A 14,346-nucleotide genomic window follows, 5' to 3' on the forward strand; every position below is an offset into this window, starting at 1 on the left:
GCCTTCGTCGACGCGAGGCGGGCTGATGTCGCGGTTAAATGATTTGTTGAAACGGTTCGTTGAAACGGAACCTTTTTTTTGGTGAAGTCACTGAGTAGAGCACTTATCTGTCAGCGCCATGCAGTGGAATGGTGTCGGATGAGGCCGCTTCTCACTACTAACCGTCCAGAACACCATGAATCTGAATCCAGCAGATGGCAATCTGCATCCGAATCGCTCACCGGATCGCCCGCCGATTGAGCAACCTGCTTCATCTGCTGCGGCAGCAGCTGACAATCCGGCACTCGCCGTGCCGCAAGAAGCTCAGGCGCAAGGTGCGCGCAAGCGACCTGCTGCTGTGTTTCAGACGGAGCAACGTGGCATGTTGGTTGCCGCTGGCGATCTGGACAAGCTTGATGACAATGGTTGGGCACCGCTGCACCATGCCATCTACAGAAGAGACAGGAAAGAAGTCCGACGCCTGTTGCGCTTGCGTGCCAATCCCGATCTGGCAACGTCGGTTGGCATGACGCCGCTCATGTTTGCCGTTCAGGCCGGACATTGCGAACTCATCAAGATGCTGCTTGATACCGGCAGAGTGCAGTGCAATGCGATCGATACATATGGTTGCACGGCATTACATAGCGCAGCAAAAATAGGCAATACAGAAATCATCGATTTGTTGCTCAAAGCGGGAAGTGCGATGGAGGCTGTCACGCCCGAAGGATTAAATGCGCTGCATTGCGCCACCATGTTCGGCCATGCCGGTGCCGTCTCGATGCTCATGGAGAGAAGTGCCGGTCAATTGAATATTCAAGCATCGATGCTCGGCTGGGACGCGCTGCATATAGCGGCCCACCAGGGCAATCATGAGGTGGTCGCAGCGTTGGTTGCTCACGCCGGCGTCGACGTCAACCGGACAACCTCCAGCGGTAACACGGCGCTGCGCATGGCAGCTATCGAAGGGCATGGCCTTGCTGTCCGCGCACTGCTTGATGTGCCGGATATTGCGCCTGATGCACGCAGTGAGCTTGGTGAATCCGCCCTCCACTGTGCCGTTCGTGTTGGTGCGGAAGACGTCGTCGTGGCACTCGTTGGGGCGCGCGGTGTCGACGTCAACGCGGTAACCAATGAGGGTGAAAGCGCCCTGCATCTGGCGATTAATGCCGATCACCTCACGATAGTGGACCAACTGCTCGCGTCCCCGCACCTTGATGTCAACCTGGCGACGCCGTCAGGGATGACCGCATTGTCGATGTGCACCGGATTAATGGAAAATTTGCCGCGCGAGGAAGCGGCACTCAGGCTACTTGCGCATCCCGATATCGATCCGAACGGAGCAATTTTTTTGCTGGATTCAACGCGCGTGATCGACCATTTCCGCAGCAAGGCGCAAGCGCCCTCGACCATGTCGGAGGCAGATTTCCTGGTGCAGGAACTGGAGCGCTGGACCTGTTTCAAGCCATCGAACGGCGTGTCAAACCGGTTCCTGAGCAGCGCAACCAATTCCCTGCTTGGCGACAAGCTACATCACCAGCGCAGCGGTGAGTCATTGTCGTTGGTTGCGCGGCGCGACCATTGCGTCAAGGACGCGGCGTTCCGGCTGACGCTGGCACTGGAGCAGTTGTTGCAGTTTTATGGACGGTGCAGCAAGAGTGCACGTCTCGTCGCGCAACGATTGCTGGCCGTTGCGCCGCGAGAACCAACCACTGCGGGTGCCGAACCACTGCCTGATGATCATTACCATAATCAGTTCATTCTTGACGGCATTGCCTATTCGCGTGATGAAATTGAAGACATGGCATTTGGGCGCGGGCGCTATGCACTGGATGCCGAGATAGATCAGATCGCGCACGCAAATTGGGCTGCCAATGTGCATCAAGAAGGATTCCTGCTTCGTGGCCGCGATATTCTCGAGCGTCTCGCGCAGTCGAGCGGGGCGACCGAATTGACGATGGACGAGGCGATCGCGCCTGTGCAGCGCCATATCCGAGCGCTGGCATCGGATCGCGACGCGCAAGCGCAGATAAGCCTTTTCCTGTTCCAGGCCGCGTCACTCCAGCCGGATCTGACGCCGCAGGATCTCAAGCAACAGGTGGCAAACTGGGTAGTCGCGCAGCCGGAGCCGCAGCGAGCACGGCTGCAGGGGGCCTGGCGCGGCGCGATGATCCATCTTGGCTTGGAGCAGGTTTTGTCGCAGGATGGCGAGGTCAACGAAGGTGGCCTGATCACCAGCGCACCCAGAACACTTCATCTGATGCAGTCCTACATCCTGCAGCAATCCGCACTGCCGGATCGGCAGGTCGTTGCCCTGCAACTGCAGGATGCCGTGCTTGAGCGTCTGGTCGATATCGGTAGCGAGTCACGGGTCTGCAATACGGGTTGCGTGCAGCGACTGCTCGATGCGGCTGCCGGTGTCGATGAAAACCTGATGGCGCGCGAGCCGCATGATCGGGCTATTTTTGACGAGATCCTGCACATCGGCAGTGTGGTCAACCGGGCCTTCGACGTGCATTGCAAGGAAGGCGAGCAGGCCATCGTGACCGATGAAGACCAGCGCAATTACGATGCGCTGTCAGGCGAGGTGCGCAAGGATATTTTGCGCGCCACGACGATCGATGATCTGATCAGACGCCGTGGCTGGTCGCGTCCCAAGGTCGAAACGCAGCTCAATGCGGTACTCGATGGGCTGTAACGATGGACCACCCTGCACAAGAGGGCTGCCCGGCGTCAGCCGCCCGCTACCTTGTCAAACGCATAGCGCACACCCAGCCAGAACAGGCGCGGGGCACCGGGGGCATAAAACGTCGAATGCTGTGACGGATAGCCGTCGGCAGCCGATCCGCCGAGCGGCCGCGCAACAAAATTACCGCTGCCATCGAAGCCTGTTGTGCCCAGTTGCGCCGCCGTGTTGTAGCGCGTGTCGAAGACGTTATTGATCTGGCCGATCAACTGCAACTGCGGTGTCACCGCATAGTTCGCACCGAGGTTGAAGATCGCATAACCGGCACTGTGGCCCTGCCCGAGATAGGTCGTGCCATCGGGCTGGTGGCCACTGTTTTCATTGCCGCGTGCCAGCGCGCCGGCCATCGCCACCATGTTGCTGTTGATGTTGAAGTGGGGCGTGACGGCATAGTCGGCCGACAGCTTGAGCAGTTGGCGCGGGATCAGCGGGATGCGGTCGCCGGGGCGGATCGTGATCACGCCATCGACGCCGGGCCTGCCGGCGGTAGCCGTGTCATTGCTACTGTTGCTACTGCCGTTGACGCTCTCGCTGCTCTGGTAGGTGGCATCGAGCAGCGTGTATTGCGCGCCTAGGGTCATCTTGCCGAGCTTGCCGCTCAAGCCCAGTTCGACTCCCTTGCGCTGGGTCTTGCCGAAGTTCTTGAAGTAGCCGTAGCCGGCCTGGTTGTCCGCCACAAACAGAATGTCATTGCGGTTTTCGGCATGGAACACGCCGGCATTCCATTGCAGATTACCGGCCACGCTGCCGCGCAGTCCGGCTTCGGCGGTGCGGGTGACGACCTGATTCAACGGTGGATCGCCGGCCATCGCATTGGGCAATTTGCAGGGCTGGTCCGGATTGGCGCAACCGAGTTCGATCGCGGTCGGCGCGCGACTGCTTTCATTGAGGCCGGCGTAGACGTTAAGGGCGGCGGTCGGACTCCAGGTCAGGCCGATGGCCGGATTGAAGCGCGAGAATTTGTGGTCGCCGCTGAGCGAAGCCGGATCACCATCGGCATGCAGCGCATCGCGATTGCGGATCGTCGTCGTGTTGTAGCGCCCGGACAGGGTCAGGTGCAACTGGTCGCGGAACGACATCGTGTCGCTGGCAAACACGCTCCAGGTACGGATGCGGCCGGACAGGTCGACCCGCGTGTCGTATGGCACACCATCGACGGTGCCGCCGCTGATGCCATCGCCGAACGCATTGACGCCAGTGATGCTGTGGTCCGGATTGATATAACCGAGTTGCGACGATTGCGAAAACTGCACGCGGCTCGCGTCATAGCCGGCACCGGCGACGAACTGGTTGCGCTGACCGGCCAGCGTGCCAAACCATGTCAGCTGTCCCGAGGCACCGTAGTTTTGCTGTGCGCTCTGGCTGCGGTTGATCAGGCCATTGCATTTTTCGGCCGGCTCGTCGTGCTGCAAGCTTTGCGCGATGCAGGTCCAGTACGGAAACGGCGTGTTGGCAGTCGTCGCACCGCTGGCCGGAAAGCCACGGTAACCGGCTGCGCTCAGCGCCGCCTGGTCGGCAGCCGACGGCTGCACGATAGCCTGACCCATCGCCCCTTCATTGATATCGCCGTTGTAGGTCGAGGTACGGAGATCGCGGTAATACACGTTGCCGGAAAACTGCAGTGCGTCATTGACGCTGTGGCTGCCGGTGAGGTTGAGCAGCGTCGAGCGGTTTTGCGTGATGTCGGGACTGGTGTAGACGCTGGCGCGGTCAGTCCCCAGCAAGCGCTGTTCCTGCAGACCGTTGCCGTTCAATCGGGTGTCGGCATGCGACAGGCTCAGCTTCAGATCGGTGTCGGCATTGCGCCAGCCCAGCTTGCTGAATAACTGTTTGACGTCCGAAGGCGACGTGGCGCGCCAGCCATCTTCACGAAACAGGTTGGCGTCGACGTACCAGCTCAGGCCTTTGTCATTGAAGCCGCCATGTTCAAATTCCAGTGCACGCCGGTTATTGCTGCCAGCCGTGACTTGCAGGTCGGTGCCCGGATCGCTGCGGCCATCCTTGGTCTGTATCGAGATCGCACCCCCCAGCGTATTGAGGCCAAACAGCGGATTCGAGCCCGGCATCAGCGTCATCGACGAGATTGCCCCGCTCGGAATCAAATCCCAGCTGACCACGTCGCCAAACGGCTGGTTCATGCGCACGCCATCCATGTAGACCGACATGCCTTGCGGCGTGCCGAGCAAGGGCGAGGCCGTGTAGCCGCGATAGCTGACATCCATCTGGAACGGATTACCCTGCATCTCATTGACGTGCACGCTGCCGAGACGCCGATTCATGAAGTCGCTCAGATCGAGCGCGCCGCTAGTGGCAATGTCACCTTTGCGGGCAACTTGTACCGGGGCGGCGATTTCATTGCGCGCCTGTCCCAGGCCGGGCAGTGGCGTGATGCCGATGACTTCGACGGCAGCCAATTGCTGCTTGGCGGTGGGCGGTTCCTGCTGCGCAAAAGCGGCGGAACTCAATGCCGCGGACAAGGCCAGCAGGCCGCGCTTGAGGGGAAATGGGTGCACAAAGTCTCCGGGATTTTTTCTGGTGGCCGGTCTGAAGCCGGTGTTGCTCCGAGTATAGTCGTGGCTTCCCGCCGAGCACGGGATAACGTCACGCCAAACACGGGAAAAATTCCCTCCATGACGCCGTCGCCGGGGACGAAACAACGCATTGAGACAGGAACAACGATGGATTTGAGACGACGGTTAGTCGGTTACCTTGGCGCGCTGTTGCTGGGACTGTTGCTGGTGATGGTGCTGATCAGTCTGCTGTCGCTGCGCAAGGATGTGCGCACGGAAGTGGCCGCCTCGGAACAACTGGTAGAAGTCTTGCTGGCTGCCGGCCAGATCGCGTCCGACTTGCCACCGGAAGCCGCTGCCGCGCGTCTGGCGACGATTCTTGCGAGCAGTCAATTGCGCCACCTCAGCATCAGTCAGGTCGATGCCGCAGCACCAGCCGAACGCAGCGCGATGAGCCGTCAGCTGGCTCTCTTGCTAGGCATCGTGCCGGTCGGAGACACCGGCAATCTGGTGCAGTTGGGCAGCCAGCGCTTGCGCATTGCGCCCGATCCTTCATCAGAAATGGAAGAGCGTCTCGTCGACACGATACGACTGCTGGTCACACTGCTGTTCTTTTCCGGTGCCACGTTGCTGGTCGCCTGGTGGGCCGCACATCGCGCACTGATGCCGGTACGCGAACTCGAAGCCGGGTTGCAGCGGCTGGCGCGTGGCGACGCCGATGCCGCCTTGCCCCACTTCGCGTTGCGCGAATTCAGCCGCGTCGCCGGTGCCATCGATGCGCTGGCAGCAGCACTGGCCCACGCGCAGGACACCCAGCGACAACTCTCGCGCCAGTTGATCCAGGTGCAGGAAGATGAACGTCGCACCTTGGCGCGCGATCTGCACGACGAGATGGGCCAGACACTGACCGCCATCAGCGTCACGGCAACCTACTTGCAACGCAACGCGCAGCAACTGGCCGCCAGCCAGATCATCGATTGCGCGCAAGAGCTGCGTCGCGATGTCCGTACCAGCGGCGCGCAATTGCGCGCGATGCTGATGCAATTGCGACCGCACGGCCTGGACGGTCCCGGCCTGACGAGCGCGTTGCGCGAGCTGGTCGGCAGCTGGCAGCAGCGTGAATCGGGCATCGCTTTCGCGCTCATACTGCCGGCACCGCTGCCACTGTTGGCCGACGAGGCGGGTGTCGTGTTGTACCGGGTCGTGCAGGAAGCGCTGACAAATGTCGTGCGACACAGCGCGGCCAGTCAGTGTACGGTGACGATTGCCGCGCAGGGCGGCCAACTGCGTGTGCAGATCGACGATGATGGCGGTGGTCTGGTCGCGGACGCGCCGCACCGCGGCGGTCTGCTCGGCATTGCCGAACGCTTGCTGATGGTCGGCGGCAATCTGCAGATCGTGCCCCGTCAGCCGCACGGCCTGAGCCTGCAAATTCGCCTGCCGCTACCCGAACTTCATTCAGAGGAAACCCCATGAACGAGCCCACCCTGCGCATCATCCTGGTCGATGACCACGCCAGCGTGCGTGACGGTTATCGTCGCCTGCTCGACGCCGAACCCGGCCTGCAGGTCGTTGGTGTCGCCGCCCGCGCCGACGAGGCCAATGCGCTGGTTGCGCAGGTTGAGGCCGATGTTGCGCTGGTCGATTTGAGCCTCAAAGGTAGCAGCGGCATCGAAGCCATACGCGGCATGCTGGCGCGTCGGCCAGCACTCAAAATCCTGGTGCTGTCGATGCATGAAGATGGTGGCCATATCACGCAGGCGTTGCGCAGTGGCGCGCACGGCTATCTGAGCAAACATTGCGAACCGGAAGACGTCATCGACGGCATTCGCGGTGTCGCCGCCGGCAAGCGTGTGTTTTCCCCAGCGATAGCGCAAGTGCTGGCCGAAGCCGCCAGCGATGACACCAGCGCCTTCGCCCAGCTTACGCCGCGCGAATTCGATGTGCTGCGCATGCGCGTACAGGGCGAATCGGCCAACACGATTGCGACGTCGATGCAGCTCAGCCCGAAGACCGTACTCAACAACCTGACCTCGATCCGTCAGAAGCTGGCCGCCGAAAATGATGTCCAGCTGATGCATCTCGCCGCGCGACACGGCTTGCTGCGGCTGTAGGGTGCAATAACCGCAGGGCATTGCACCGAATGCTCCGTTTGCGGTGCAATGCCCTGCAGTTATTGCACCCTACGATACCTGGCATTAGGTAGGGTGGGCACGGAGTTATCGTGCCCACCCGAAGGGCTGACGCTAGCGCATTTGCCGGTGCCGGGGTAGAGCCAGCATCGCTTCCAGCAACAGCAGGAATGCCGCCGAGATCGCCAGCAACGGCAGCCCGACGCACAGGACCGCTGCGCCAAGCCATGCCCCGACCGGTACCGCGCGCCATGCTCCCGGCAACACGCGCGGCAAGCCGGACGCGCCGGCACGTTGCCGCTTGAAATACATTATCCAGCCCGACCCCAGCGAAAACAGCACGCTCAGTCCGAACACCAGCAGCAAGGCCTGATTCCACCAGCCAAATTCGCCGCGATGAAACGGGATGCCCAGTGCCGTGGCCTTGCCGAATGCGGTTTGCTGGTCCCAGCCAGACTGATACAACAGCGCGCCGGTACCCGCATCGAGGATCAGGTCGACGCGTCGCAGCGGCTGGCTGCGATCGATGCTGGTGATGTTCCAGGTGCCGCGTGCGCCGCGTGGCGGTGTCAGTTGCAACGCAATCGCGGGAGCATGAAGACGGGCAGTATCCAGCGCGGCCTGCCAGCCGAGCGGCGCGATGCCTGCGGTCGATTGCAGGTTCTTTGGTACAGGCGCGGAAGCCTGGCCAGTCAGGTCGCGCAGACTGCGTATCTGGCCACCTGCGTACTTGCTCCAGGTCAGGCCGGTGCTCAAAATGATGATGCTCATCGCCGCCAGCGCGACGCCGACAAAACCATGCCATTGCTGCCAGCGGGTCCGGCCACGCGCGTTCGCTTGCGGCAATCCCTTGCGCATACCGCGCGGCCACCACAGGTAAATTCCGCTGACCAGCATCACCGTCAGCGAGCTCGCCGCCAGCTCGATCATCCAGCGCCAGTTGTCATTTTGCAGCAAGCGCGAGTGCAGTTTTTTTGACCAGCTACCGAAGCGCTCGCCGCTGGCCATGCTGCCCAGCACCTGCGCGGTGGCCGGATCGACATACACCACCGTCGTCGTGCCATGTCCTTCATGTCCCGGCATGCCGGCCATCGCTGGTGCAAACTGCACTTGCGTGCTCGCTCCGGCTGCGGCAGCGGGCAGTACCGATTGCAGTACTGCACCGGCGGGTGCGGCGGTAATCGCGGCGGCGACGCTGTCGTCAAGCGAACGGGTCGCCGCCACCGGGCTGACCTGGTCGAGCTGCCGGTACAGCACCGCTTCGATCTGCGGCGTGAAGATGTACAGGATGCCGGTCAGCGTCGCCACCAGCACGAACGGCGACGCGATCAGCGCAGCCCAGAAATGCAGTCGCCAGAACAGGCTTTTGCGTTGCGCTTGCTGCAGTGTCAGGGCAGGCTTCATAAGTCAAACTTCAATTCCGCGCTATAGCTGCGCTGCGGATACGGATGGAAATTCCAGTACTGGTAGTTGTTCAGGTTGTCGATGCCAAACGACGCCGTCCACTGTTTGGCCAGCTGGTAGCGCACCCGCAAGTCGGTGGTGAAGTACTTGCTCGAGCCCTGATACGCAAAGCCGTTGGTGTCTTCGTTGTTGAGCGTCGAGAACTGGTTGCCGCTGTAGCGTGCGCCCACCGTGGCGGTCCATGTCGGATCGATGTGATAACTCGCCAGTGCCGTGGCACGCCAGACCGGCACGCGTGGCTGATATTTGCCGATGGTGTCGCCGGCCACCCGGACGAAGCCGCTGTTTTCCTTGATGCGCGAATCGGCATAGGTGACGCTGCCCGACAGGTCAAGTCCGCGCAGTGCGACATCGACACCGCTGAAGGCCACTTCGACGCCGTTGGTCTGCATCCGCGTGACGTTCTGCACGCGGCTGATGTTGCTGTTGGCGGTGGTGTCGAACGTGGTTTGCGAGTACAGCGCGTCATGCACGTTCTCGGTAAAGAAGGTCATCCGCAACAGGCCGCTGGCGAGGTCTTTTTCGGCGGTCAGTTCGCTGGTCCAGGATTTTTCGGGCTTCAGGTTCGGGTCATTGATGTATTGCGAATTGATGGTCGCGGTCGCGCCGTACAACTCGGAGACCGTCGGCATGCGCACCGCGCGTCCGGTCGAGGCTTTCAGCACGGTGTCGTCGGACCAACGATACGACAGCGCGGCTTTCGGCGAAAAGAAGTTTTCGGTGCGATTGCCATAGCTGGCATTGGCCGTGCTGGTCGCCGAGTAGCGGGTAAAGCCATCGGAGGCAGTCCAGTTCTCGGCACGCAGGCCGAGTACCGCTTGCCATTGCGGCGTCAGGGTCCAGCGGTCCTGCGCATACAGGCTGCGCAATTGCGCGTTGCCGCCGACTTCATTGTTGAGCGAGCCCGCTGCATCGCTGCGCCAGTCACCGGCGATATTCGATTTCAGCACGTGCAGTTTGTAATTCTCTTGCTGATAACCGAAGTCGGCGATGTGCGCGCCACCGATGCCGGTAGGGCGCCAGATACCCTTGAGTGCCAGCGTATGCCAGCCAGTACCATCCTGATCCTGAATGGTACCGGCACCGCCCGACAGTGCCGTCGGCAGCGCGACCGTCGCGGCGCGCAGCTGGTCTTTCTGATAGCTGTACAGACTGGCCGCCGCTTCCCAATCCCATGTGCCCTTGGTATTCGATTTGACCGACAGACCATGCATCACATGTTCGATCGCTTCATTGCTCAGATTGAAATCGGCCGGTGTGAGTGCATACCCTTTGCCATTGATGCTGATCGGGCCGGAGGTCACGACTGCGCCAGTCGCAGCATTGCGCAGGTAGGAATCGGGCCGTCCCTCGGAACTGTTTTGCCAGTAACCCAGCGTGTAGCTGGCCCGGATAGTGGGCGAAAAATCGTAGGCCAGCTTGACCTTCGCATGATCCTGAATCGTGTGGTACTCGGTCGCGGTGCCGAGGAGTAGCCACGGCGTGCCGGTGCGATCCAGGCCCGGCACGGCTCCTGTCACGGCGACTGCATTGGCGGCGGGCGCGCTGGTGCTCAGAGCGCGGGTCGGGAAGGTCAGTGGCTGGCCATGGCTGTCGGTGTGGTTGACATTGAACCACCACGACCAGTCACCTGACTTGTTGCCCAGCGAGGCGCTGGTCTGATAGCCGTTGTAGGTACTGCCGGTGTTGTACAGCTCGAACGGTTGCGAGAAATAACCGGCCTTCACATGCGCCTCGAACTGCTGCGGCATGCGCGTCACGATATCAACCACGGCACCGACCGAGTTGCCCGGATAGGCCGCCGAGAACGGGCCGTACATGACGTCGGCGCGCGCGATTTCTTCCGGCGTGACCAACCCCCAGCGCGGCGCGTACGTCGCGCCATTGCCGAGGTAATTCGACAGCAGGATGCCGTCGGCATAGACCGCCGAGCGGGCGCTGTTGCCGGTGCCGGACGCGCGGCTCGACAGCACCGCATGGTTGTAGTCGCCGATGTAGCGCTTGCGTACCAGCAGGCTCGGAAAATACTTCAGCGCGTCTTCACTGTCGGTGGCATTGACGGTGGCTTCGATCTGCTTGCCGGTAATGCCTTCCATCGTGGTCGGGATTTGCGAGGGCAGCGAACTCGGTTGCGGGCTAGTTACGGTGACGGTGCCGAGGTTGCGGGTGGGTGCCTCGGAAAGGGTTTGTGCAAGGACGGCAGGCGCACAGGTGACGCCAGCCAGCAAGACGAAAGGTGTGATGTGCATGAGGCTTCTTCTTAATCGGAATGAGGACACACCAGCTCTGGCGCGATGGCGCAGGCTGGCAGAAATCAGGGTCGATCAGGAAAAAGCGGGTGGGGCGCGCGACTGCGCGGCAGCCCACAGAAATAGTGGACGTGGCGACTGGTAGAACAGGGCGGGGAAGGCGGGTGTGTGGCCTGGCAGCGGTGCGGCAAACGTTGCACTTGTCGGCGGCATGCCGAGCGCTCCGGCGTGGGTCAGGCAGAACGGGCAGTGATCCATCTGCATGGCCGGTTTTGCCGGAGCCGGTTCGCCCGGATTGTCGCTCGCCGCGACCTTGATCAACTTGATGCTGCTGGCCGAACAGATTTCCATCCAGGTGTCGCTGCTGCCTCGCGCAGCGGCCAGTGCATGCGAGACCGTCGGCGCCAATGCCGCCATCAGGATCGCCAGGCAGGCAATCCAGGCAGCTAGGCGGCGCAGGGATGAGGTCATGTTCATGGGGCGAGATTTTAGCATCGGGTTTCGTCGTCAGGACTGCGTCCGCGCAAATAGTTGAATCCGAATGCCGCTTAAGGTCGAATAAGGTCGAATATTGTATGATCAAAAAAAATATGTTCATACGAACTTTCTGTTGCACGATCCGTGCCGAAGGCTTACCCGATGCGTCTTTTGTCATCCCCGCGCTTGCCATCATTACGCCATATCCTGCTTGCCACCGCTATCCTTGGCACCCTCGTTGCCAGTAACGTGCAGGCCCAGCAGGAGCCGACCACGCAATCGGTGGTCGTCGAGGCGTCGCGCCTGACCCAGATCGGCATCGCTGATTCGGCCAGTTCCGGTACGATCACGCAAAAGCAGCTCGATGCCCGGACCGTGTATCGCGCCGGCGAACTGCTCGAAGCCACGCCCGGCCTGATCGTCAGCCAGCACAGCGGCGAAGGCAAGGCCAACCAGTTTTATCTGCGCGGCTTCAACCTCGATCACGGCACCGACTTGCGCACCACGGTCGATGGCATGCTGGTCAACCAGCGCAGCCATGCGCACGGGCAGGGCTGGAGCGACCTCAATTTCATGATCCCCGAACTGGCCACGCGGCTCGATTATCGCAAGGGGCCGTACTACGCCGAAGAGGGCGACTTCTCGGCAGCCGGTGCGGTCAGCGTGCGCTACGCGGACACGCTGCCGCAAGGCATTGCCAGCGTCGGCATCGGCAGCAACGGGTTTCGCCGCACGCTGCTGGCTGACTCACCGGTGGTCGGTGATGGCCATCTGCTGTACGCACTTGAACTGTTTCACAACGATGGTCCGTTCGTGATCGGCGACGATTACCGCAAGGTCAATGGCGTGCTGCGCTACAGCGCGGGCACAGCCGACAATGGCTTCCATGTCAGCGCGATGGCCTATCACGGCAGCTGGCATTCGACCGACCAGATCCCGTTGCGTGGCGTCACCGATGGCAGCATCAATCGCTTCGCCGGTATCGATCCGACCGATGGCGGCAGTGCACACCGTTACAGCTTGTCCGGCGAATGGCACCGTGCGACCGACGACACCTCGACCAGCATCAGCGCCTACCTGATCCACAACCGGCTCGACCTGTTTTCCAACTTCACGTACTTCCTCGATGATCCGGTCAATGGTGACCAGTTCGCCCAGCCGGACAAGCGCGTCACCGCAGGAGTCAATGCAACCCAGGCCTGGCGCACGACGCTGTTGGGTCATGAATCCGAGAACAAGATCGGCCTGCAACTGCAGAACGACAATATCTTCAACGGCCTTTACAGTACGGTCGCTCGACAGACGCTCTCGACCACACGGGATGACCACATCGTCGAAAGCAGCGCTGGCCTGTTCATCGAAAACACCACGCGCTGGACAGAGTGGTTTCGTACCACCGCAGGCTTGCGTTCGGATTTTTTCCGCTTCGACGTCAACAGCAAATTCAATGCGGCCAATTCCGGCACGGCCAGCGACAGCAAGCTCAGTCCGAAGTTGAGTCTGGTGTTCGGACCGTGGGCCAAGACCGAATATTATGTCAACGTCGGCGGCGGTTTCCACAGCAACGATGCGCGGGGTAGCACGATCACGGTCGATCCGAAGACCGGCGCGGCAGCCGACAAGGTACCGCCGCTGGTGCGCTCGACAGGGTTTGAAGTCGGTGTGCGTAGCGAAATCATTCCGGGTCTGCAAAGTTCGCTGTCGGTGTACCAGCTGGATTTTGACTCCGAACTGACCTTCGCCGGGGACGCCGGTACCACCGAAGCCGGGCGTGCCAGCCGGCGCACGGGCTTTGAATTTTCCAACTATTACAAGCCGACTAACTGGCTAACGATTGATGCCGATGTCGCGTTCGCACGGGCGCGGTTTCGGGATGCTGACGTCATCGGCGCGCGCATTCCGGGCGCGATCGAAGGGGTGGCATCGCTGGCGCTGGCGGTCGATAATCTGGGTCCGTATTTTGGCGCGCTGCAGTTGCGCTACTTCGGACCGCGGCCGCTGATCGAAGACAACTCGGTACGCTCGCACAGCACCGCCACGCTTAATGGCCGCATCGGTTACAAGATCAGCCGCAACACGAAGATCGAATTCGAGGGTTTCAACCTGACCGACCGGCGTGATTCGGCCATCGATTATTACTATGCGTCGCGCTTGCCTGGCGAGCCGGCGGCGGGGGTCAACGATATCCACTTTCATCCGATCGAGTCGCGCTCGTTTCGGGTGAGTTTGAATACGATGTTTTGATCGGTGCGGGTGGGGGCGGTGCAATAACCGCAGGGCATTGCACCAACTCCGCCAAGTCCGCTGTCTTGCCATCACCCAAAAATCACGTCCCCGGCAACAAATGCACATGCCGACTACGCAACGGCTGATCAATCTGCACCGGGATGATATGGATATTGCCGTGGCGGACACCGCTCTGCGCAATGAGGCTGTCGGCAAAGGCGCTGACCGCTTTGAACTTGCCACGCAGGATGATGGTTTCCAGGCAGTTGTCGTGATCGAGATGGACATGCGTGGAAGTCACGCACAGGTCGTGATGGTCATGCTGGGCCGCAGTCAGTCGGCTGGCCAGACCGCGCTCGTGATGGTTGTAAATGTAGCTGACGGTCGCCACGCAATGCAGCGCGGTATAAGTCATCTTGCGTTCGGTTTCAATGTGATGGCGCAGCAGGTCGCGGAACGCTTCCGAGCGGTTTTCGTAACCGCGCCGCTCGATCAGTTGGTCGAACTGTTCGGCAATCGAGTCATCGAGCGAGATGGTGATGCGGCGCATGGCAGCCTCTTGAAAA

The 14,346-nt window shown here is 61.2% G+C and carries 9 protein-coding genes; 4 read left to right on the forward strand and 5 right to left on the reverse strand.

Translation table 11 applies throughout. The features are described 5' to 3' along the window. Positions 1-175 precede the first annotated feature (175 nt). Entirely contained in the window at positions 176-2,674 is a 2,499-nt protein-coding gene (locus QN370_RS02040) for an ankyrin repeat domain-containing protein (RefSeq protein ID WP_322128860.1), read from the forward strand. Between the two features lie 35 nt (positions 2,675-2,709). Here QN370_RS02040 and QN370_RS02045 read toward each other — a convergent pair whose 3' ends face one another. Then, complete coding sequence (locus QN370_RS02045; RefSeq protein WP_322128859.1) at positions 2,710-5,235, reverse strand: TonB-dependent receptor; 2,526 nt, start codon at positions 5,233-5,235, stop codon at positions 2,710-2,712. 165 nt (positions 5,236-5,400) lie between these two features. On the opposite strand from QN370_RS02045, the gene QN370_RS02050 reads away from it, so the two are divergent. After that, positions 5,401-6,708 carry a sensor histidine kinase gene (locus QN370_RS02050; RefSeq protein WP_322128858.1) on the forward strand — a complete coding sequence of 436 codons (1,308 nt, stop codon included), beginning with the start codon at positions 5,401-5,403 and terminating at the stop codon, positions 6,706-6,708. After that, positions 6,705-7,346 carry a response regulator transcription factor gene (locus QN370_RS02055; RefSeq protein ID WP_322128857.1) on the forward strand — a complete coding sequence of 214 codons (642 nt, stop codon included), beginning with the start codon at positions 6,705-6,707 and terminating at the stop codon, positions 7,344-7,346. Before QN370_RS02050 ends, QN370_RS02055 begins: the two co-directional genes overlap by 4 nt. A gap of 132 nt (positions 7,347-7,478) precedes the next feature. Here QN370_RS02055 and QN370_RS02060 read toward each other — a convergent pair whose 3' ends face one another. The 3 genes from QN370_RS02060 to QN370_RS02070 all read right to left on the reverse strand — a co-directional run bounded on the left by QN370_RS02060 (position 7,479) and on the right by QN370_RS02070 (position 11,548). Continuing rightward, positions 7,479-8,768, reverse strand: a complete 1,290-nt coding sequence (locus QN370_RS02060; protein WP_322128856.1) for a PepSY-associated TM helix domain-containing protein — start codon at positions 8,766-8,768, stop codon at positions 7,479-7,481. Next, on the reverse strand, positions 8,765-11,077 hold the full coding sequence (locus tag QN370_RS02065; protein WP_322128855.1) for a TonB-dependent receptor: 2,313 nt from the start codon (positions 11,075-11,077) through the stop codon (positions 8,765-8,767). The genes QN370_RS02060 and QN370_RS02065 overlap by 4 nt, the downstream gene beginning before the upstream one ends. Positions 11,078-11,152: 75 nt before the next feature. Then, entirely contained in the window at positions 11,153-11,548 is a 396-nt protein-coding gene (locus QN370_RS02070; RefSeq protein WP_322128854.1) for a DUF2946 domain-containing protein, read from the reverse strand. 168 nt (positions 11,549-11,716) lie between these two features. On the opposite strand from QN370_RS02070, the gene QN370_RS02075 reads away from it, so the two are divergent. Beyond that, positions 11,717-13,798 (forward strand): TonB-dependent receptor, encoded by a 2,082-nt coding sequence (locus tag QN370_RS02075; RefSeq protein ID WP_322128853.1) that lies wholly within the window; start codon positions 11,717-11,719, stop codon positions 13,796-13,798. 82 nt (positions 13,799-13,880) lie between these two features. Here the strand turns inward: QN370_RS02075 and nikR are convergent, their stop codons facing one another. Beyond that, complete coding sequence (gene nikR, locus QN370_RS02080) at positions 13,881-14,330, reverse strand: nickel-responsive transcriptional regulator NikR (protein WP_322128852.1); 450 nt, start codon at positions 14,328-14,330, stop codon at positions 13,881-13,883. Between the last annotated feature and the right edge of the window lie 16 nt (positions 14,331-14,346).

The sequence above is a fragment of the Actimicrobium sp. CCI2.3 genome (genome assembly GCF_035019065.1).
Classification (GTDB): Bacteria; Pseudomonadota; Gammaproteobacteria; order Burkholderiales; family Burkholderiaceae_D; genus Actimicrobium.

Coding starts and splice junctions, on each gene's coding strand:
- QN370_RS02065 (WP_322128855.1), bottom strand. CDS start 11,077: ATGCACATCACACCTTTCGTCTTGCTGGCTGGCGTCACCTGTGCGCCT.
- QN370_RS02055 (WP_322128857.1), top strand. CDS start 6,705: ATGAACGAGCCCACCCTGCGCATCATCCTGGTCGATGACCACGCCAGC.
- QN370_RS02040 (WP_322128860.1), top strand. CDS start 176: ATGAATCTGAATCCAGCAGATGGCAATCTGCATCCGAATCGCTCACCG.
- QN370_RS02075 (WP_322128853.1), top strand. CDS start 11,717: ATGCGTCTTTTGTCATCCCCGCGCTTGCCATCATTACGCCATATCCTG.
- nikR (WP_322128852.1), bottom strand. CDS start 14,330: ATGCGCCGCATCACCATCTCGCTCGATGACTCGATTGCCGAACAGTTC.
- QN370_RS02060 (WP_322128856.1), bottom strand. CDS start 8,768: ATGAAGCCTGCCCTGACACTGCAGCAAGCGCAACGCAAAAGCCTGTTC.
- QN370_RS02070 (WP_322128854.1), bottom strand. CDS start 11,548: ATGACCTCATCCCTGCGCCGCCTAGCTGCCTGGATTGCCTGCCTGGCG.
- QN370_RS02050 (WP_322128858.1), top strand. CDS start 5,401: ATGGATTTGAGACGACGGTTAGTCGGTTACCTTGGCGCGCTGTTGCTG.